The sequence below is a fragment of the Pseudomonas sp. PGPR40 genome (assembly GCF_022014505.1).
Taxonomy (GTDB): domain Bacteria; phylum Pseudomonadota; class Gammaproteobacteria; order Pseudomonadales; family Pseudomonadaceae; genus Aquipseudomonas.
This window is the reverse complement of the sequence record NZ_JAKLSP010000008.1, coordinates 22,811-43,373: the sequence shown is the minus strand read 5'-3', so window position 1 is coordinate 43,373 and position 20,563 is coordinate 22,811. Positions and strand designations below refer to the sequence as shown.

16 protein-coding genes are annotated in these 20,563 nt (G+C 58.1%); 6 read left to right on the top strand and 10 right to left on the bottom strand.

What is annotated here, in order from left to right; genetic code table 11:
* Positions 1-169 precede the first annotated feature (169 nt).
* The 5 genes from MEB48_RS09100 to MEB48_RS09080 all read right to left on the bottom strand — a co-directional run bounded on the left by MEB48_RS09100 (position 170) and on the right by MEB48_RS09080 (position 5,171).
* The gene (locus MEB48_RS09100) at positions 170-871 is read right to left on the bottom strand and encodes an ABC transporter ATP-binding protein (protein ID WP_095054074.1); all 702 of its coding nucleotides are present in this window, start codon (positions 869-871) and stop codon (positions 170-172) included.
* A complete protein-coding gene (gene livG, locus MEB48_RS09095; RefSeq protein WP_237883837.1) occupies positions 872-1,639 on the bottom strand; it encodes a high-affinity branched-chain amino acid ABC transporter ATP-binding protein LivG in 768 nt (255 codons plus the stop codon).
* A complete protein-coding gene (locus MEB48_RS09090) occupies positions 1,636-2,892 on the bottom strand; it encodes a high-affinity branched-chain amino acid ABC transporter permease LivM (RefSeq protein WP_237883835.1) in 1,257 nt (418 codons plus the stop codon). The genes livG and MEB48_RS09090 overlap by 4 nt, the downstream gene beginning before the upstream one ends.
* Positions 2,889-3,812 (bottom strand): high-affinity branched-chain amino acid ABC transporter permease LivH, encoded by a 924-nt coding sequence (gene livH, locus MEB48_RS09085; RefSeq protein WP_237883833.1) that lies wholly within the window; start codon positions 3,810-3,812, stop codon positions 2,889-2,891. Before livH ends, MEB48_RS09090 begins: the two co-directional genes overlap by 4 nt.
* A gap of 231 nt (positions 3,813-4,043) precedes the next feature.
* Positions 4,044-5,171: a branched-chain amino acid ABC transporter substrate-binding protein gene (locus MEB48_RS09080; protein WP_237883831.1), complete on the bottom strand. Its 1,128-nt coding sequence runs from the start codon at positions 5,169-5,171 to the stop codon at positions 4,044-4,046.
* 352 nt (positions 5,172-5,523) lie between these two features.
* Between MEB48_RS09080 and MEB48_RS09075 the strand changes: the two genes are divergently transcribed.
* Positions 5,524-5,829 (top strand): DUF2288 domain-containing protein, encoded by a 306-nt coding sequence (locus MEB48_RS09075; protein ID WP_237883829.1) that lies wholly within the window; start codon positions 5,524-5,526, stop codon positions 5,827-5,829.
* 299 nt (positions 5,830-6,128) lie between these two features.
* On the opposite strand, the gene MEB48_RS09070 is transcribed toward MEB48_RS09075, so the two are convergent.
* Both MEB48_RS09070 and MEB48_RS09065 read right to left on the bottom strand, forming a co-directional pair.
* Positions 6,129-8,324 (bottom strand): hypothetical protein, encoded by a 2,196-nt coding sequence (locus MEB48_RS09070; protein ID WP_237883827.1) that lies wholly within the window; start codon positions 8,322-8,324, stop codon positions 6,129-6,131.
* A gap of 248 nt (positions 8,325-8,572) precedes the next feature.
* Complete coding sequence (locus tag MEB48_RS09065) at positions 8,573-10,855, bottom strand: putative bifunctional diguanylate cyclase/phosphodiesterase (RefSeq protein ID WP_237884035.1); 2,283 nt, start codon at positions 10,853-10,855, stop codon at positions 8,573-8,575.
* A 292-nt stretch (positions 10,856-11,147) separates the two neighbouring features.
* On the opposite strand from MEB48_RS09065, the gene MEB48_RS09060 reads away from it, so the two are divergent.
* Positions 11,148-12,497, top strand: coding sequence for a spinster family MFS transporter (locus MEB48_RS09060; protein ID WP_237883825.1), 1,350 nt, complete (start codon positions 11,148-11,150; stop codon positions 12,495-12,497).
* Positions 12,498-12,674: 177 nt separating this feature from the next.
* On the opposite strand, the gene rapA is transcribed toward MEB48_RS09060, so the two are convergent.
* The gene (gene rapA / locus MEB48_RS09055) at positions 12,675-15,521 is read right to left on the bottom strand and encodes an RNA polymerase-associated protein RapA (protein ID WP_237883822.1); all 2,847 of its coding nucleotides are present in this window, start codon (positions 15,519-15,521) and stop codon (positions 12,675-12,677) included.
* A gap of 229 nt (positions 15,522-15,750) precedes the next feature.
* Between rapA and MEB48_RS09050 the strand changes: the two genes are divergently transcribed.
* From MEB48_RS09050 to ccoM, 3 genes are all read left to right on the top strand, one after another.
* Positions 15,751-16,092, top strand: a complete 342-nt coding sequence (locus MEB48_RS09050; protein WP_237883820.1) for an aspartate-semialdehyde dehydrogenase — start codon at positions 15,751-15,753, stop codon at positions 16,090-16,092.
* A 104-nt stretch (positions 16,093-16,196) separates the two neighbouring features.
* Complete coding sequence (locus MEB48_RS09045; RefSeq protein ID WP_008074569.1) at positions 16,197-16,358, top strand: hypothetical protein; 162 nt, start codon at positions 16,197-16,199, stop codon at positions 16,356-16,358.
* A 144-nt stretch (positions 16,359-16,502) separates the two neighbouring features.
* A complete protein-coding gene (ccoM, locus tag MEB48_RS29235) occupies positions 16,503-16,613 on the top strand; it encodes a cytochrome c oxidase subunit CcoM (RefSeq protein WP_277397045.1) in 111 nt (36 codons plus the stop codon).
* Positions 16,614-16,866: 253 nt separating this feature from the next.
* Here ccoM and MEB48_RS09040 read toward each other — a convergent pair whose 3' ends face one another.
* Together MEB48_RS09040 and MEB48_RS09035 are read right to left on the bottom strand one after the other, a co-directional pair.
* On the bottom strand, positions 16,867-18,342 hold the full coding sequence (locus MEB48_RS09040) for an inorganic phosphate transporter (RefSeq protein ID WP_095054392.1): 1,476 nt from the start codon (positions 18,340-18,342) through the stop codon (positions 16,867-16,869).
* A gap of 378 nt (positions 18,343-18,720) precedes the next feature.
* Positions 18,721-18,921: a hypothetical protein gene (locus MEB48_RS09035; protein ID WP_007935837.1), complete on the bottom strand. Its 201-nt coding sequence runs from the start codon at positions 18,919-18,921 to the stop codon at positions 18,721-18,723.
* Positions 18,922-19,577: 656 nt separating this feature from the next.
* Here MEB48_RS09035 and pcaR point away from each other — a divergent pair.
* A complete protein-coding gene (gene pcaR, locus MEB48_RS09030; RefSeq protein ID WP_237883818.1) occupies positions 19,578-20,420 on the top strand; it encodes a pca regulon transcriptional regulator PcaR in 843 nt (280 codons plus the stop codon).
* The last annotated feature ends 143 nt before the right edge of the window (positions 20,421-20,563 follow it).

Here is a 20,563-nt window from a genome sequence, read left to right as displayed (position 1 = left end):
GGAGCTGGCTTGCCAGCGAAGGCGGCTTCACGTCATGCAGCGCCGATGAAAACGCCTTCGCCGGCAAGCCGGCTCCTACGGGATTTGCGGCGTTTTAGTCGACCGATTGAGAACTCCAGAAATCATAAAAAAACGGCCCGAAGGCCGTTTTCTTGTTTACCACAATCACTCAACCACCCAAGTATGCCTCGCGCACTTTCGGGTCGGTCAGCAGCGCTTCACCAGTGCCTTGCATCACCACCCGGCCGTTTTCCAGCACGTAGGCACGGTCAGCGATTTTCAGTGCCTGGTTGGCGTTCTGCTCCACCAGAAACACCGTCACACCGTCCTTGCGCAGTTGTTCGATGATGTCGAAGATCTGCTGGATAATGATCGGTGCCAGGCCCAGCGAAGGCTCGTCGAGCAGCAATAGCTTGGGCTTGCTCATCAGCGCACGGCCGATGGCGAGCATTTGCTGTTCGCCGCCGGACATGGTGCCGCCGCGTTGGGCGAAGCGTTCTTTCAGGCGAGGGAAAAGTCCGAGGACCTTGTCCATCTGTTCCTGATAATCGCCTTTGTCGGTGAAGAATCCGCCCATGGCGAGGTTCTCTTCCACGGTCAGACGGGCAAACACCCGACGACCTTCCGGGACCACGGCGATGCTTTTACGCATGATGTGCGACGAGTCCTGGCCGACGAGCTCTTCACCCATGTAGCGGATGCTGCCGCTGTGGGCTTGCGGCGAACCGCAGAGGGTCATCAGCAGGGTCGACTTGCCGGCACCGTTGGCGCCGATCAGGGTCACGATCTCACCCTGGCGGACTTCGACGTTGACGCTGTGCAGCGCCTGGATCTTGCCGTAGAAGGTGGAAACGTTTTCGAACTGCAGCATTTACGCTTCCCCCAGGTAGGCTTTGATCACTTCAGGATTGTCGCGGATCTGTTCCGGCGTGCCATCGGCCAGGGGCGTGCCCTGGTTGATCACGACGATGTGGTCGGAAATGCTCATGACCAGTTTCATGTCGTGTTCAATCAGCAGCACGGTAACGTTGTGCTCTTCACGCAGCATGCCGATCAGCGCCTTGAGGTCTTCGGTTTCCTTCGGGTTCAGGCCGGCGGCCGGTTCGTCGAGCATGATGATCCGTGGGCGGGTCATCATGCAGCGGGCGATTTCCAGGCGACGTTGCTGACCGTAGGCCAGGGTGCCGGCCGGACGGTTGGCGAACGCCTTGAGGTTGACCTTTTCCAGCCAGTACTCGGCGTATTCCATGGCCTCGCGTTCGCTTTTGCGAAAGCCCGGCGTCTTGAACAGACCGGCCAGGAAGTTGGTGTTCAAGTGACGGTGCTGGGCGATCAAGAGGTTCTCGACCGCGGTCATGTCCTTGAACAGTCGCACGTTCTGGAAGGTGCGCACCACGCCTTTGAGGGCGATCTTGTGGCCGGGCAGGCCTTCGATCGCTTCGCCGTCCAGCAGGATGCTGCCGCCGCTCGGTTTGTAGAAACCGGTCAGGCAGTTGAACACGGTGGTTTTTCCGGCGCCGTTGGGGCCGATCAGTGCCACGACCTGTTTTTCCTTCACGCTCAGGGCTACGCCGTTGACCGCGAGCAAGCCGCCGAAGCGCATGCTCAGATTTTCTACTTTCAGGATCTCGCGGCTCATTTGCGCAGCTCCATGTGAGGGCGTTGCATGGGCAGCAGACCCTGAGGACGCCAGATCATCATCAGCACCATCAAGGCGCCGAACATCAACATGCGGTATTCACTGAACTCACGCATCATTTCCGGCAACAGGATCATCACCGTGGCGGCGAGCACGACGCCCAGTTGCGAGCCCATGCCGCCCAGCACCACGATGGCGAGGATGGTCGCCGACTCGATGAAGGTGAAGGACTCCGGTGTCACCAGGCCTTGGCGCGCGGCGAAGAAGCTACCGGCGAAACCGGCGAACGCAGCACCGAGGGTGAAGGCCGACAGCTTGATGACCGTAGGATTGAGACCCAGCGCACGGCAGGCAATTTCGTCTTCACGCAGCGCTTCCCACGCACGGCCCAAGGGCATGCGCAGCAAACGGTTGATGACGAACAGGGCGAACAGCGACAACAACACCGCGATCAGGTAAAGGAAGATCACCTTGTTTACCGGGTTGTAGGTCAGGCCGAAGTACTCGTGGAAGGTCTGCAGTCCATCTGCGGCAGTTCTATCGAAGGTCAGTCCGAAAAGCGTTGGCTTGGGAATGTTGCTGATGCCGTTCGGGCCACCGGTGAGGTCGGTCAGGTTACGCAGGAACAGACGGATGATTTCACCGAAACCCAGGGTCACGATCGCCAGGTAGTCACCGCGCAAACGCAGTACCGGGAAACCGAGCAGGAAGCCGAAGGTGGCCGCCATCATCCCGGCGATCGGCAGGCAGATCCAGAAGCTCAGGCCGTAGTAGTGCGACAGCAACGCGTAGCTGTAGGCGCCCACGGCGTAGAAGCCGACGTAACCGAGGTCGAGCAGGCCGGCCAGGCCGACCACGATGTTCAGGCCGAGGCCGAGCATCACGTAGATCAGCACTAGCGTGGCGATGTCCACCGCGCCGCGGGAGCCGAAGAACGGCCAGACCAGCGCACCGATGATCAGCGCGATGATGATCCAGCGCTGGGTGGTCGGCAGGGTCAGGAAGTTACTGGCCTTGGCCGGCATCACCGGCAGGTTGGGCGAGGCTTTCCACGCCGAGCTGATCTGCTGGTCGAACAGCACGCGCAAGAACATCAGCACCGAACACACGGCGATGGTGATCAGCGTGGCGTTGCTGGTGCCATGGACTTCGAGGTTGATGCCGACAATGGTCAGTTTCAGACCGAGTACCGGGTAGGCAACAGCCCACACCAGCAAGGCGCTGAACAACGCCTGTTTAAGATTCCTAGTCATACTTTCTCAACCTCCGGACGGCCCAACAGGCCGGTTGGCCGGAACAACAACACCAGGACCAATAGGCCGAACGCCACGACGTCCTTGTACTGGTCGCCGAAGATATCGGCACCAAAGGCTTCCGCCACCCCAAGCACCAGCCCGCCGAGCATCGCGCCGGGGATGCTGCCGATACCGCCCAGTACTGCTGCGGTGAAGGCCTTGAGGCCGACCAGGAAACCGGCGTTCGGGTTGATCACGCCATATTGCATGCTCAGCAGCACGGCCGCGATAGCCGCCAGTGCGGCACCAATGACGAAGGTCAGGGCGATGATGTTGTTGGTGTTGATACCCAAGAGGTTGGCCATCTTGATGTCTTCGGCACAGGCGCGGCAGGCGCGACCCAGGCGAGAGCGGGAGATGAACAGCGTCAGGCCGAGCATGGCGACCAGGGTCACCACGAACACCACGATTTGCATGTAGGAAATCAGCACTTCATGTGCGCCACCTGGCCCGATGGCGAAGTTGCCAGGGATCAGGTTGGAGATGGATTTGTCCTTGGAGTCTTGCGCCAGCAGAACCGTGTTCTGCAGGAAGATCGACATGCCGATGGCGGAAATCAGCGGGATCAGACGGTTGCTGCCGCGAAGTGGGCGGTAGGCGATCCGTTCGATGCTATAGCCGTAGGCACTGGTTACAACGATGGTTGCGAGAAAAGCGGCGGTCATCAACAGCGGCACACTGTCGAGTCCCAGCATGGCCAGCCCGGCGATGGCGATGAACGCCACGTAAGAGCCGATCATGTACACCTCGCCGTGGGCGAAGTTGATCATTCCAATGATGCCATAAACCATCGTATAGCCGATGGCGATCAGGGCATACGTACTGCCAACGGTCAAACCGTTAACCAGCTGTTGGAAGAAGTGATAGATGTCAGGCATTACAGCGCTCCTAAAAACCTGATACGCATTTCACTGGTGGAGTCATTTTCCCGCTCGAGCCCCGTGGATCTGCATCCACTTCGAATTCGAGGTTTGCCAGCGAACCGCTGATGACGGTTTTGAGATTTTCAGGTGGGGAGACTGGCGGATCACGCCAGCGCGGCCCAATACGTTCGTAAAACAAAGCCCACGGCACGCCGTGGGCTTTATTCAGTCAGTCAGGCCAAGGCCTTACTGAGGCGAAACTTCAGTTTTAGGTTTGCCGAAATGCCACTGGTAAACCACGAATTTGAAGTCCTTCAGATCGCCTTTGTCGTCGAACGTCAGGTCGCCGGTTGGGGTTTTGAAGGTGCCTTTGTGGATGGCTTCAGCCACTTTGGTGGTGTCTTCGCTCTTGGTTTCGGTGATGGCCTGGGCAATCACCTGGACAGCCGAGTAGGACGGGAACACGAACGGACCGCTCGGGTCTTCTTTCTTGGCTTTGAACGCATCCGCCAGGGCGATGTTGGCCGGATCCTGGTCGAAGGATTTCGGCAGAGTCACCAGCAGGCCTTCGGAAGCTTCCTTGGCGATCTGCGAAATGGAGTCGTTACCCACGCCTTCCGGACCCATGAACTTGGCTTTCAGGCCTTTTTCCTGGGATTGACGCAGAAGCAGACCCAGCTCCGGGTGGTAGCCGCCGTAGTAGACGAAGTCGACGTTGGCTTGTTTGAGTTTGGCGATCATCGAGGAGAAGTCTTTATCGCCAGCGTTGATGCCTTCGAACACGGCAACCTTGGTGCCTTTCTTCTCGAGGGTAGTCTTCACGGCCGAGGCGATGCCTTCACCGTATTGCTGTTTGTCGTGCAGCACAGCAACGATTTTCGGTTTGACGTGGTCGGCGATGTAGTTACCGGCGGCAGGGCCCTGGGCGCTGTCCAGGCCGATGGTGCGGAAAATCATCTTGTAGCCGCGAGTGGTGATGTCCGGGCTGGTGGCAGCCGGGGTGATCATGATCACGCCTTCGTCTTCGTAGATGTCCGAAGCCGGTTGAGTGGAGCTGGAGCACAGGTGACCCACCACGAACTTGACGCCATCGTTGACGACTTTGTTCGCGACAGCCACGGCTTGTTTTGGATCGCAGGCGTCATCGTATTCAACGGCTTCGAGTTTCTTGCCATTGACGCCGCCCTTGGCGTTGATTTGTTCGATGGCCATTTTGGAGCCACTGAACTGCATGTCGCCGTATTGGGCTACAGGGCCGGTTTTAGGGCCGGCGATACCGATCTTGATGGTGTCAGCGGCGAACGAATGGCTGGCAACCCCGGCCAGAACCATAGCGGCAAACAGTTGTGAAATCTGCTTAGTAGCCTTAGTCATAGTGCTCCACTCTTACTGTTGTAGTTTTTATAGTCCTGGCGCCGTAGCAGCAGAACCGGGTCAGATATCTTTCGATACCCTCCGGAAAATGCCCCCGGCAACTGTACCGGTACAGTGTAGAGCGCCGATTGTTAGCCTGGGAAGCTGGCGCCAGGGGGCAAAACCTGAGGGTGTCGCTTTATTGAAAGAAAAAGACAGAATCACGGCGGGATGTTAGCTGGCTAATGCTTGATTCAGCAGCATTCCTTGGCTTTTCCTGCGTTTTTCAATCGGTAACGCAATTGCATCCGGGTTTTTCTGGCGCAATACCGACGTTATCATTCGCATCGGATTTCTTTTGCGGACAGGACCCATGACTCAAGACGCTAGCACCCTCTATGCCAAACTGCTTGGTGAGACCGCATCTATTACCTGGAAAGAGTTGGAGCCGTTCTTCGCCAAGGGTGCCCTATTGTGGGTCGACCCAAGCCTGGATTTGATCGCTGCGGCAGAAGCGGTGGCAACCGATGAAGGCGAGAAAGTGGCTGCCTGGTTGGCCGCCGACAAGGTCGCCAAGCTGTCTGAAACGCGGGCGCTGGATCTTTTCGAGCGCGATCCCGAGCTTTGGGCGGTGGTGGTTTCGCCGTGGATTCTGATCCAGGAAAGGGCGCAGGCTTGAATGATTGCACCGATTTGGTGCTGATCGTTGTCGGGCAAAAGTGTGTAGCCGAGTAGCGTGCTGGCATGTTGCCGTGGAGAAAGGCCACAGAAAGGCCGGCATAACGGTGACGTAAACGTAACGGGAACAGTTAAGTAAGCAGCCGATTGGCTGCTTAATTGTTTCTGAATGTGATCGTTCCCACGCTCTGCGTGGGAATGCCTCAATGGACGCTCTGCGTCCGCTTTTGGGACGCAGAGCGTCCCGGGCTACATTCCCACGAGGAGCGTGGGAACGATCGACATTGGGGTCAGTGCGATTTAAGCGGTCTTGCCCGTATGGTTATTAAGCGAAATAACCTTGGTCTTGCCAATCCGGTGACGGTAAATCTCGCGCAGATACTTGATCGCCTTCTTCACGCAATCCCGAGACAAACGGATGTCGTTGATCGAGACAAACTTGTCCTTGTCGTTGATCAGCTCACGGTACTTCTTCTCGTACATCGGTTTGATCGCGTACCAGTTGGTATCGAGAATTTTCGCCGGGTTTTCGAATTCGTTGAGCAGTTCGTCGATACGGTCTTCGTCGAAGTCTTCATTGATGATGAAGTCCAGGATCGAGTTGTCCAGCGTCTCGTCGAAGCGGTACGGGTTTTTCGCAAAGCAGCGCTTGATGAAGGCCACGATCAGGGTCAGGAAGTCGTCCGACAGGCACGGGCTCTTGGCGATCAGGGTGGTCAGCGACAGGTTGGCCGAGGCGCCGATCACCAGCGCATAACGCTTTAGCGTGGTGTTGGGGAACAGGCTGTTGAGGTGGGTCTTCAACCGGTTCAGGTCCATGTAGGACAGCTTGTAGTCCTTGGGCAAGGACACAATCGACACCACCGACGAGCAGTTCTTGAAGAAGTGCAGGTCGTGCAATGCGGCCGCGTCATAGCCCGAATTCTTGTATTGCTCCAGTGAGGCTCGATAGCGCTTGGACTCGATCGGCAGCAGGCTGATGCCTTCGATCGCCTGGGTGACCTTGTTGAAGTGCGGCAGGTCGATTGAGCGGAAGAACAAGTCGTCGATGTTCAGGCGTTGCGGCTCTTTCTCGAACACCTTGAACTTGTCGCTGCTTGGCGGTGGGGTTTCCGGCACCACGGATTCGGCGTAGGCAATCGCCACCGGGCCGGCCAGGCTCATGAACAGGTCGTTGGCGTCCAGGCGAATGGTTTCGCCGATGTCGATGCCGGCGCGACGGAAATAGTTCTGGTCATAGTCGGTGGTCACCGCTTGCGCCGTCAGAATGTTGAAGATCTGCTGTGAGATGTACTGGTTGGCGTGCTTTTCCATGGCATTGACATCAATGTTCTGGATGTTGCCGTCATCGCTTTCTTCGGCGTAACGCATGATGTCGTTGGAGATCAGCATCATCGCGTTCCATGGGCGAATACGGCCCATGACGCTGGCTTCGCTGCTGTCTTCGTTGGCGAAGTTGTAGGAGAAGTCCCATTCTTCCGACAGGTATTTGCACAACAGGCGACCGGCATTGATGTGCAGCGCCTCGGACATTTCGCTGCGGTGATCGGAAATATTCGGCAGTACGCAAATGCCGCTGGTGAAGATCGGCTCGAAGACGAAGGAATGACCGCTCTTGCCGTCGTGCTCGTCCATCGGCTTGGTGTCGAACGTCTTGTTCATGTACGAGTGCTGCTGGGCCAGGCCGAACTCCGAGGCCATGCCCGAACCGGTACCGCCGCCGGCACTGAAAATCGAGAAATACAGGCGTGACTGGTTGGCCTTGATCCCGCAGCTGTCGATCAGGTACGAGTGAATCATCTTCCAGTCAGGGCTGGAGAATCGCTGGGTGTCCTTGTTCAGGATGATCTTGGCCAGGTACTGGCCGAGGATCGGCGCGTTACCGGCGCCACCGGCGTGGACTTCCGACAAGTCCATGATTTTCATTTTGCTGTAGTCGCGTAAAAAGCCGCTTTTTTCGCCCTTGCGCGAGAAACGGATGCGACCGGCGATGTCTTTGTCCAAGTCGCCGAGCATCACCAACGGCTCAACCAGAAACACCGGTTTAGTGGCCTTGTTCGGCCCCAGGCGCAGGTTGTTGCGAATCCACTGAGCCGGGCTGTAGCCCTTTTCGGCGTAGCGTTTATCCGGCGACAGACGGTCTTCGTTATTGAATTCGTTGAGATAGAACTTGCGGGCGTTGTACACCAACTCCGCCACGTCCAGCGCGATGTTCGAACCACAACGGCCCAGGCCAATCAGGCATACCGATGGGAATTCCTGATCGTTGTGTTGTTCGTTGTCACCTTCCAGGTGCGGTGGGCGCGGGAATACCAGGTCGCGCAAGCCGTCGAGGTTGTCGAGGATGCGGTCGGTATTGGTTTCGGTGAAGTAGAGGTATTGCTGAGTCGCCAGCGGACGCGACGGGGTCAATGGCTTCGACGATGAGGGGCTGTTCGCCGCGGGGCTCAGGGTCAGGTCGGATACCGCGGTGGCCGGATTGTTTTTAGAAGTCATTGTGCGCCATATACCTGGAATGGTCGGCTCGGCGACAAGGTGTCATCGAGTCATCACGGAATGGATCTCGCGTCTTTTTTGCAGCGCGAAAGTGACCCAAGCGTCAGGGCCTGGGCCTGAGCGTCGCTTGGGGAATCCTTTCCTTAATCATGATGAATCGGCCAATACTCGATGATCTTTAATCAAAAGGAGGCTAAATGATGGCAACGTTACCTTCGCTGGATTTGCCGGAGTTGGCTGGTCTCCGATCAGCGGATTGGCCGCACGACTGATGCGCCGCCATGGGGGGCAGAGGTTTCTGGAAAAGGATCCGGCGACGCTAGTGCAGCTATGCCGCGAGCCAGACTTAGAGGATTGACGGTGTGCATGTGCTTGCGCTGGTTGATTTCGGCCAGCACTGGATGCAGTTCGGCCAGCGGCACCGGACGGCTGAGCAGGTAGCCCTGAACGAAATCGCAGCCGTGGCGTTCGAGAAAGTCGTATTGCTCGAAGGTTTCGACGCCTTCGGTGACAACCTGCAAATGCAGGGTATGGGCCATGACGATAATGGCCTGAACGATTTCCATGTCCTGAGTCGCCTTGGGAATGTCTTGAATGAATGAGCGGTCGATCTTCAGCGTGTTCAATGGCAGGCGCCTGAGGTAGGCCAGGGATGAATAACCGGTGCCGAAGTCATCGATCGACAACGAGATGCCGAGGGCGCGAATCTGCCGCAGCAATACCAGAGTGTTGGTGATATTGCCCATTAGCGCATTCTCGGTCACTTCCAGTTCCAGCCGGTGTGGCGCCACCCCGAAGACGTGCAGGGCGTATTCGATTTCATTGGCCAGTTCTTCTCGCGCCAGGTTCAGGGGCGAGCAATTCACCGCGATTTTGAGGTTTTCGCAATCGTGGCGGGACAGCTCGCCCAAGTCCTCGCAGGCCTTGCGCAGCACCCAGTTGTCCAGTTCGGCGATCAGATCGTTGGCTTCGGCAATGGCGATGAACCGATCCGGAGTGAGCAATCCGTGAACCGGATGTTGCCAGCGAATCAGCGCTTCAAGTTTGGTGACCTGGCCGATTCGCAGGTCATAGATCGGTTGGTAATACAGCATCAACCCGGTGTTTTCACGCAGGGCGTGGCGCAGTTCCTCTTCAAGTTGCAACTCCAGGGTGGCGCGGGTTTTCAGGTTTGAACTGAAAAAATGCAGGGCGTTACGGCCGCAGTCCTTGGACTGGTACAGCGCCAGGTCGGCGTTTTTCAGCAGTTCTTCGCAGGTCTTGCCGTCTTCCGGAAACAGGCTGATGCCGATGCTGGTGGTCATGACCATGCGCCGTCCGGACAATTCGATGGGTTCCTTCATTTTCAACATGATGCGCTGGGCCATTTGCCGCGCTTCTTCACGGTCGTACAGGGTGATGAGGATGCAGAATTCATCGCCACCGAAGCGCGCCACCACGTCTTCGTGACTGCGCACCGAGGCCTTGATGTGGCTGGACAGCACTTTGAGCAATTCATCCCCGGCATCATGGCCCAGACTGTCATTGATCCGCTTGAAGTGATCGATGTCGAGGAACATCACCGCGAGCATGCCGCCTTCGTTGGTTTTCTCGATGAGTTTCTCGGCGAAGATCTGGTTGAAGCCTCGGCGATTGATCAGGTTGGTCAAGGAGTCGTAATGCGCCACCTGTTGCAGCGACATGCGCGCTTGATCCAACTGACTGAGCAGGGCGTTGACCCGCTGCAGGTCATGTTCTTTGTGTTGCAGCTTCTTGTCCGCCCATGCAGCGCTGATACTGCTGCCGATGATCAGCAGCGTCATCACTGCCACCGTCAACCCCAGTTGCAGATGATTGTTGTCGCCGGGCAGCGGTTGAAGACTGCCATCAGGCAGTACCAGGCTGAGCGCCGCCATGCCGGTGAAATGCATGCTGACGATGCCGGCCCCGAGCACCAGGCTGGCGATATATTTGAGCAGTTGATGAAACAGGCCGGTGCCATCGCGCAAATGACTGGAAATCAACAGGGCAGCCAGGCTGGCACCGATGGCGATCACGATGGAGAGGGCGAACAGTACGGGTTGGTAATAGATCAGTGCATTCGATCGCAGGGCGGCCATTCCCACGTAGTGCATGGTTGCGATGCCCAGGCCAATCCACACCGCGGCCCGCAGGTATTGCCAGAAATTCAGCTGAGGATGGCTTAGGGTACGCATGGCCAGCCATGAGGCGGTCAGGGCGAATAACAGCGAGAGCAGGGTGGTGGGCAGGTGGTACTGGATTTCGATCGGTGCCTGGAACGCCAGCATGCTGATGAAGTGCATGGCCCAGATACCGCCTGCCAGACACCCGGCACCGACCCAGCGCCAGAGTCGTTGAGAGGCGGATTTTTCCACATGCCCGACCCGCTCGGTCATGTCCAGCGTGGCGAAGCCGGCCGTGCAGGCCACCAGATAGGCCAGCAACACCAGCAAAGGGTTATGGGTGCAATCGAGTATGACCTGCCCGCTCTCTGGCAGCCCGGTCATGAAATGCAAACCAAGCCACTCCATAGCATGTTCCATCTCTGAGTCATCCTGGCCTGCGCCATGCACGCAGGCGAATGCTTGCAGTATAGAGGCCTTGTATGAAGCGCAAGGGGTGGTGGCACGTTAATGCCAATGTTTTGGAATGGCTTTTAGAACGATTGGAAATAAATTTGTCGCCTGGACCGCATTGGCTGCCATGGATGGGTATCAGCTTTACGAATAATTACAGACAGCGCTGGCGGGCCTGACTAGATTGACGGTTCCGGGCTCGAATGCATTGGCAGTGAAGCCCCAATAACAATAAAGAGACGGACCCATGCAGAACTCGACCCAAGCGGCGAATGCCTGGCGCATTCTGTTCCTGCTGTTCCTGGCCAACCTGTTCAACTTCTTCGACCGCACCATTCCGGCGATCATCATCGAGCCGATCCGCATGGAATGGCACCTCAGCGACTTTCAGTTGGGGATCATCGGGACTGCATTCACCATCGTTTACGCCATTGCCGGCCTGCCCCTAGGGCGCTTGGCCGACACCGGTTCGCGCAGCAAATTGATGGGCTGGGGCCTGGCGGCATGGAGCGGGCTGACCGCGGTCAACGGGCTGGTGGGCAGCTTCTGGAGCTTTTTGATCGTACGCATGGGCATCGGCATCGGTGAGGCCAGTTACGCACCGGCCGCCAACTCGCTGATCGGTGATTTGTTTCCGGCTCATCGTCGGGCTCGGGCCATGGGCATTTTCATGCTTGGTCTGCCGCTGGGGTTGCTGCTGGCGTTCTTCACCATCGGCTGGATGGTCAAGGCGTTCGACAGCTGGCGCGCGCCGTTCTTCATCGCAGCGGTGCCGGGACTGATCCTGGCAGTCTTCATGTTCTTCATCAAAGAGCCAAAACGCGGCGCGGCGGAAAGCGTGCAAGTGTCTCAGGAGCGCGTGGACCGGCCGATCCGACGAGTGCTGGCGGTGCCGACTTTCTTATGGCTGGTGATGGCGGGACTGTGCTTCAACTTCGCCTCATATGCCTGCAACTCGTTTATGGTGCCGATGCTGCAGCGTTATTTCCTGATGCCGTTGCAGGACGCAGCGGTGGCGACCGGCGTGATCGTCGGGGTGACGGGGCTGGTCGGCCTGACGCTCGGCGGCTGGATTGCGGACAAGATTCATCAGCGGGGGGGCAATGGGCGGTTGCTGTTCGGGGCATTCAGCCTGCTCATTTCCAGCGTGTGCACCGCTTGGGGGCTGTATGCCGGACGAATAGAGATCGGGGTGTTTGTCGCGGTGTTCAGTTTGGGCTGGTTGTTCGCCTACAACTTCTATACCTGCGTGTACACGGCGATTCAGGACGTGGTCGAACCGCGCTTGCGGGCCACGGCGATGGCGTTGTTCTTTGCCGGGTTATACCTGTTGGGTGGTGGCTTGGGGCCGGTGGTGGTGGGCGGCTTGTCGGATCACTTTGCGCACACCGCGATGCTCTCGGCCGGCGCTGAGCAGATGACCGAAGCGTTCAAGGCTGTTGGTTTGCATGACGCGATGTACCTGATTCCGGTGGCGTTGTTCTTTACCATGGTGTTTCTGTTTTTGGCATCGAGATGTTTTGTGAGGGATGCCAAGCGAATGAAGGAAGGTTTGGTGGCGGTGGCTGAGCCGCAGATTCCGGCGGTCACCGCGTAAATGATCGTTCCCACGCTCTGCGTGGGAATGCCTCAAGGGACGCTCCGCGTTCCAGCTCTCGAAAGGGACACAGAGCGTCCCGGGCTGCGTTCCCACGCAGAGCGTGGGAACGATCGGCAGACAAAAAAAGGCCCGCATCGCAGCGGGCCTTCTTTTTAGTGGTGGAGCAGAAGGGACTTAACCCGCCACCAACACCCGAATCGCTTCCAGTCGCAGCGCTGCTTTGTCGAGCATGGCCAGGCCTTGCTCACGTTGCTTGCGCAATGCAACCAGTTCGCTGTCGCGCACGGTCGGGTTGACCGCTTGCAACGCGGTCAGGCGTGCCAGTTCTTCGTCGGTATCGGCCGCCAGGCGACGTTGCGCCTCGGCCACGCGCTCGGCGTGACGCGGGGTGATTTTCTCTTCGCCGGCGTTGATCCGTGGCGTCAGCTGATCGCGCTGGGCCTGGATGAACTTGTTGGCGCTGGCGCGGGGCACGCTTTCCAGTTGATCGTTCAGGGTTTCGAACGACACTCGGGTCGACAGGTCGTTGCCGTTGGCGTCGAGCAGGCAGCGCAGGGCGGCCGGCGGCAGGTAACGGCCCAGTTGCAGCGAACGCGGGGCAACCACTTCGCTGACGTAGAGCAGTTCCAGCAACACGGTGCCCGGTTTCAGCGCCTTGTTCTTGATCAGCGCTACGGCGGTGTTGCCCATCGAACCGGACAGGACCAAATCCATGCCGCCCTGAACCATCGGGTGTTCCCAAGTGATGAACTGCATGTCTTCGCGAGACAGCGCCTGGTTACGGTCGTAGGTGATGGTCACGCCTTCGTCATCGCCCAGCGGGAAGCTGGCATCGAGCATTTTTTCGCTTGGCTTGAGGATCAGCGCGTTTTCCGAATGGTCTTCGCTGTCGATGCCGAAGGCGTCGAACAAGGTTTCCATGTAGATCGGCAGGGCGAACTGATCGTCTTGCTCAAGAATGTCCTCGACCAGTGCATCACCTTCGCCAGCGCCGCCGGAGTTGAGTTCCAGCAAGCGGTCGCGTCCGGTGTGCAGTTCGGCTTCCAGACGCTCACGCTCGGCGCGGGCTTCGTCGATCAGCGCTTGCCACTCGCCGTCATCGGCGGTTTCCAGCAGCGGCAGCAGGCGTGGGCCGAACTGATGCTGCAAGGCGTTGCCGGTCGGACAGGTGTTGAGGAACGCGTTCAGCGCTTCGTGGTACCACTGGAACAGCCGTTCTTGCGGGCTGGTTTCCAGATACGGCACGTGCAGTTCGATGATGTGCTTCTGACCGATCCGGTCGAGACGACCGATACGCTGCTCCAGCAGGTCCGGGTGCGACGGCAGATCGAACAACACCAGATGGTGCGAGAACTGGAAGTTGCGACCTTCACTGCCGATTTCCGAGCAGATCAGCACCTGAGCGCCGAATTCTTCGTCAGCGAAATAGGCAGCGGCGCGGTCACGCTCGAGGATGTTCATGCCTTCGTGGAAGACCGTGGCCGGAATGCCGGAGCGCACGCGCAGGGCGTCTTCCAGGTCCATGGCGGTTTCGGCGTGGGCGCAGATCACCAGCACTTTGGTGCGCTTGAGCATTTTCAGAGTGTCGATCAGCCACTCGACACGCGGGTCGAATTTCCACCAACGCTCTTCTTCGTTGGCGTCCGGCTGGGCCTGGAAGCTGACTTCCGGGTACAGCTCGGCGTGATCGCCCAACGGCAGTTCGAGGTATTCGGCCGGGCACGGCAGCGGGTACGGGTGCAGTTTGCGTTCCGGGAAACCCTGCACGGCGGCTCGGGTATTACGGAACAGCACGCGGCCGGTGCCGTGACGGTCCAGCAATTCGCGGACCAGACGGGCGCTGGCTTCGGTATCGCCATCGTTGACGGCGCTCAGCAGGGCTTCGCCTTCGTTGCCGAGGAAACCGTGGATGGTCTTGTGCGCTTCAGGCGACAGGCGCCCCTGGTCCAGCAACTCCTGAACGGCTTCGGCCACCGGGCGATAGTTTTCGCTCTCGGCGCGGAAAGCGTGCAGGTCATGGAAACGGTTCGGGTCGAGCAGGCGCAGACGGGCGAAGTGGCTGTCCTGACCCAGTTGTTCCGGGGTCGCGGTCAGCAGCAATACGCCAGGAATGACTTCAGCAAGCTGTTCCACCAGCGAATACTGAGGGCTGACCTGGTCTTCGTGCCACACCAGGTGGTGCGCTTCGTCGACCACCAGCAAATCCCAGCCGGCCGCGAACAGTGCGTCCTGGGCTTTTTCGTCGTCCACCAGCCATTCGAGCGCAACCAATGCAAGCTGGGTGTCTTCGAACGGGTTGGCGGCATCGCTTTCGATAAAGCGTTCTTCGTCGAACAGCGCGACTTGCAGGTTGAAGCGGCGGCGCATCTCCACCAGCCATTGGTGCTGGAGGTTTTCCGGCACCAGGATCAATACGCGATTGGCGCGGCCCGAGAGCAGTTGGCGATGGATCACCAGACCGGCTTCGATGGTCTTGCCCAAGCCCACTTCGTCTGCCAGCAGAACGCGTGGCGCGATACGGTCGGCGACTTCACGGGCGATGTGCAATTGGTGCGCGATCGGTTGCGCCCGCACGCCGCCCAGGCCCCAAAGGGAGGACTGCAACTGGCGGCTGGTGTGTTCCAGAGTGTTGTATCGCAGGGAGAACCAGGCGAGCGGATCGATCTGTCCGGCGAACAAACGGTCGCTGGCCAGACGGAACTGAATGAAGTTCGACAGTTGGGTTTCCGGCAGGGTGACCCCTTCGTTCTGCGCGTTGAGGCCGTGGTAGACCAGCAGGCCATCAACGTCGTCGACTTCCTGGACGGTCAGCTTCCAGCCTTCGAAGTGAGTGATGCTGTCACCCGGCGAAAACCGCACGCGGGTGAGGGGCGCATTCCGTAGCGCGTACTGGCGGGTCTCGCCAGTGGCCGGGTAGAGCACGGTCAACAAGCGGCCGTCCTGTGCCAGAACGGTGCCTAAACCCAGCTCGGCTTCGCTGTCACTGATCCAGCGTTGCCCCGGTTGATACTGCTGCGCCATGCTGCCTGACTCCCACCTTGAAAAAGCGGGCTATCTTAACGGAATGAGCCTGCAGGACCAAAGGATTACATGCGTGCGCTGAGGGCGGATGCGAACTTTTCGGGAGATGAAGATCAAAAGATCGCAGGCTGCACCAGCTCCTGCGGTGTCAGGTGGATCACAAGTTTGCGACCGATGGCTCAAGTCGCCATCCCCGCAGCCGACAGCCTGCTGACAGGAGACTAATAATATGCTGCCACCGATGCTCCCCTTGAGCGCCGTCCCGATCACTTCACAGCAGGATCCGATCCGCCAGCGCCCCGATATTCCGCCCGTGGTGCCGGTGCAGGAAAGCTCCAACGAAAGCACCATCGACCTGCAAAAGCGCGATCCGGAAGAGGCGGGCCTGCAACTGCGCGAGGAACAACGTCGCAAACAAGAGCAAGAGCGGCGGCGCCGTGAGGCCGATGAAGATCCTGAAGAACACCTGGCGATCCCCGGCAATGAGCTTAATGCCGACAACACCGTGCCAGTGGTGCCGTTGATGGAGCATCAGCCGCGTCAGGGGTTGTGGGTCGATATCGAGATCTGAAGTATCGGACCGCTGGTCAGCGCCCGCGCCAGACCGCATTATTGGCGTAATCCTGCCGAGCGATGCGGCAGCTGAATTCATTTCCAAGCGACGCACTGAACGCCATGAGCCAAGATGACAAATTGATCGACCTCAACGCTGAACGCGCCAAACGTGTTCATGACCTTAATGAAAAGCGCCTGAACGAAGTGCGCCAGGCGTTCGAGCAGGCGATGCCGTTGGGCAAAGCGAAAAAAAAGCCGAAGAACAAACCGAAAAAGCGTTGAAATACCCTGCATTGGTTGATGCAGGTCAGTTATTTCCCTTCCTTTACGCCCCGTCTCGGGCGGCATTGATCCCGGTCAATTTTCTCTCCTGCCCGATTGGTTAACTTAGCCCCATCGCAACAGGGCAAGTGCAGGAGGCCAATCATGTTTTTCGACAACGTGGTGATCGCCGGAGTGCTGACAGTCGGCCTCATGGTTCTGTTTTTTGCAGGGTTTGGATTTTTTATCTGGAAGGATTCGCACAAGCGGAAATAACCGTAGGGTCTTTCTGGAGCAATGAGCACGCAAGGCATTTTGGGCGACTTCGGTCGCCCTTTTTTTTGCCCGATCGTTCCCACGCTCTGCGTGGGAATGACTCAAGGGACGCTCCGCGTTCCAGCTCTCGAAAGGGACGCGGAGCGTCCAGGGCTGCATTCCCACGCAGAGCGTGGGAACGATCTAATACCGAAATGCGGGCAATAAAAAAGGCGCGAACCTCACGGAACGCGCCTTTTTCAATAGCGGTGTATCAGCTACCCAGTGCCTTCGACGCCAGCCAGAACAGGCCGGCCGACAGGGCCACGGTGGCTGGCAAGGTCAGGACCCACGCCAGCAGGATAGTTCTGACGGTGCCACCTTGCAGGCCGCTCTTGTTCGCGACCATGGTACCGGCCACGCCTGAAGACAGGACGTGGGTGGTGGAAACCGGCAGGCTGAAGATGTTGGCCATGCCGATCATGCACGCGGTGGTGATCTGCGCGGACATGCCTTGGGCATAAGTCATGCCTTGCTTGCCGATTTTCTCGCCGATGGTCAGTACCACGCGTTTCCAGCCGACCATGGTACCCAGGCCGAGGGCCAGTGCGACCGCCAGAATCACCCAGAACGGGGCGTATTCGGTGGTGGTGGTCAGGTCTTTGCGCAGCTTGTCCAGGTCAGCTTTTTCACGAGCAGCGAGGCCTGGCAGCTTGGCGACTTTCTTTGCAGTGTCGTCCAGGCAGAGCAGGTAGCGACGCACTTCGATGCGGCTTTCCGACGGCAACGAATGGTAGTCGGCTACACCTTTAAGGGTGCCAAGCAGCGCTGCGATGGTCGGTTCGGTCTGTTGCGGGTTGCAACGGAATTTCTCCGGCAGATCGCCTTTCACGCTTTTGCCCAGTGCCAGGAATTCACCCAGGGATTCGCGGTTGCGCTCGTAGAACTGGCTCAGGTGCAAGGTCGCATCGCGAGTCCGTTCGATCTGGTAGGTGGTGCTGTTCAGGTCGAGGACGAACTGTGCCGGCACAATACCGATCAGCACCAGCATGATCAGACCGATACCCTTCTGGCCATCGTTCGAGCCATGCACGAAGCTGACCGCCATCGCCGACATCACCAGCACCAGACGGTTCCAGAATGGCGGGTGTTTCTTGTCGTCGATCTTGCGGCGCTGTTCCGGTGTCTTGTGCATCTTGGACAGCGGACGCCACCATTTAAGGCTGATCAGCACCAAGGCTGCGATCAGGAAGCCGGCCATCGGCGAGAACACCAGGGACGCACCGATATCGATCGCCTTCTGCCAGTTCACGCCATCGGCCAACGGAATGTCGTTGATCAGGGCATTGGCCAGGCCGACACCGAGGATCGAACCGATCAGCGTGTGGGAACTGGAAGCGGGGATACCGAAGTACCAGGTGCCCAGGTTCCAGGTGATGGCGGCGGCGAGCAACGAGAACACCATGGCCAGTCCGTGACCGGTGTTCACATTGATCAGCAGTTCTACCGGCAGCAAATGGACGATGGCATATGCCACGCCCACACCGCCCAGCAGTACGCCGAGGAAGTTGAACACACCGGAAAAGAACACCGCCAGATGAGGCGGCATGGCTTTGGTGTAGATAACAGTGGCCACCGCGTTTGCGGTGTCATGAAAGCCGTTGATGAACTCGAAGGCGAGGACAAAGGCCAGGGCGAGCAAGAGGCTCACAAGCACCCAAGCATCCAGTCCGCTGAATAAATCGATCATGAAGGTTTTCTGACCCGGTCATAAGGGGGCGCGATTATGCCAGAAAAGACTGCTGATCAATGCACTTGCTGCTCATTGGTTACATTCTTCAACGAATTATTTGGTGTCAATCCCCCAAACCCCAGTTTTTTTCAGGGTTTTACAAGTCATTGAATTTACTTGCAAAGGCCGCAGCCACAAGGGTTTCTCCCGTCGGGACGAGCGCTTTGAACGTTTGTGGGAAATATCTGAGAAGAGGGTCAGACAGGAGCCATTTGCCCCATCCAGCGAATGAAGGGGACCGCTGCCCGCTTGTAGCGGGCGCGAAAAGCATCATCGATACAATCCGCTTTTAACGGATGCAGACGCAGGCTCTTGAAAGGATTCAGGCCGAGGCGGTCATGGCTCTTCGGCTTTGAGTTCCTTTTCCATCTTCTGCAATTCCTGAGTGAAGGCCTGATCCTGAACAGTGGCGCGTTTACGCCAGGGTTTGCGTTCGGGTTCGGGCTGAGCGGCGTAGGTGGTGACTTCCCCGCCGTAAACTTCCTTGTAACGTTGTTCCTGGCGCTCAAGTTCCGCGCGCAGTTCGTCTTTCGTCACAGTGCTACCTGATTGAGTTGAGATTAATTCTGGTGAAACGCGCTGCATCGATTTATTGACCCGGCTCGTTGAAGGGACAATGCCTGATACGGCATCGTTCCCTTGGAGCAATCAATACATCCTTGTTGCAGGCGGCCACGGCACCAGAGAAAAACAGCTGACGTAGCATCAGACTCCTGTTTCAGCGAGCGCGTTGGCGGAACATATCAAATGAGCGTCAGGCGCTTGCTGCGGACAGCGGCAATGGATATTGCGCTGCCGGCTGGCGGAATCGGCAGGTAAAAAACCGATCGCCACTGAGATGCATTATAGCGGTCGATCCGCAGAACACTATGTCTTGAGAGTTAAAAGTAGTTCCTCATGAGTGATTGTTTTGTTACTCGCAAAGTTTTACCGATAATGATGCAGTTGCCCCGGTGACTTTCTGGCGCCATTAAGCTGAACAGATTATTACATCGTCCTTCTTTAAGTCCGTGACAGAAAATAACAACCGTGTTGTGCGACGAGCGAACGCAGTGTGCCTCACTCGTAAGCACCTACGATTGCGATTATCGGCCGATGATTCGATAATCGCCCAATCTTGGTGGCCGGTGGCTTGTGTGTCAGACCGGGAGCCGCTTGTAATAGTCGCTGATCCGTCTGGGAAACAACCTGATATGAACGATCAACTGCGCAACTCCTTCGCTTCAGTAGCACCGCCGATCGTTGCCTCACCCGCCAAGCGAATCCAGGCCTTGACCGGTGATCCGGATTTCATGACCTCCCTGGCCCGTGGTCTGGCGGTGGTGCAAGCGTTCCAGGAACGCAAGCGGCACCTGACGATTGCGCAGATCAGCCATCGCACGGAAATTCCCCGCGCCGCTGTGCGGCGTTGCCTGCATACCCTGATCAAGCTCGGCTATGCCACCACTGACGGGCGTACCTATTCGTTGCTGCCCAAAGTGCTGACCCTGGGCCATGCCTATTTGTCCTCGACGCCATTGGCGGTTTCTGCCCAGCCGTATCTGGACCGCATGAGCGAACAACTGCATGAAGCCTGCAACATGGCCACCCTGGAAGGCGATGACATTTTGTACATTGCACGCTCCGCGACCACCCAACGGCTGATTTCCGTCGACCTCTCGGTGGGCGGGCGACTGCCGGCCTATTGCACATCCATGGGCAGGATTCTTCTCGCTGCGCTGGACGACACGTCGCTGGGCGAGTACCTCGACCATGCCGAGCTGCAAGCCAAGACCAGTCGCACCTTGCATACCCCCGAGGCATTGCTCGAATGCCTGCAAGAGGTACGGCAACAAGGCTGGTGCATCGTCGATCAGGAACTGGAACAGGGCCTGCGCTCGATTGCCGTTCCGGTGTATGACGCTTCCGGCCAAGTGGTGGCAGCGTTAAACGTCAGCACCCACGCTGGCCGGGTCACTCGCAGCGAGCTGGAACAGCGTTTCTTGCCCGGTCTGTTAAGCGCCAGTCGTGATCTGAGCGCACAACTCTTCGCCTAAGCTGTTCGATAAACGCACAGAGTCGGGTTTATCGAATTGACGCTCTTTCCCTTGGATCATTAATGTCGCGGCAGCGTCATCCGGCACTACTGTCTTCAGTCAGTCGCCGGCCGACGACCCAATAATAATGAGAAGAGGCATCA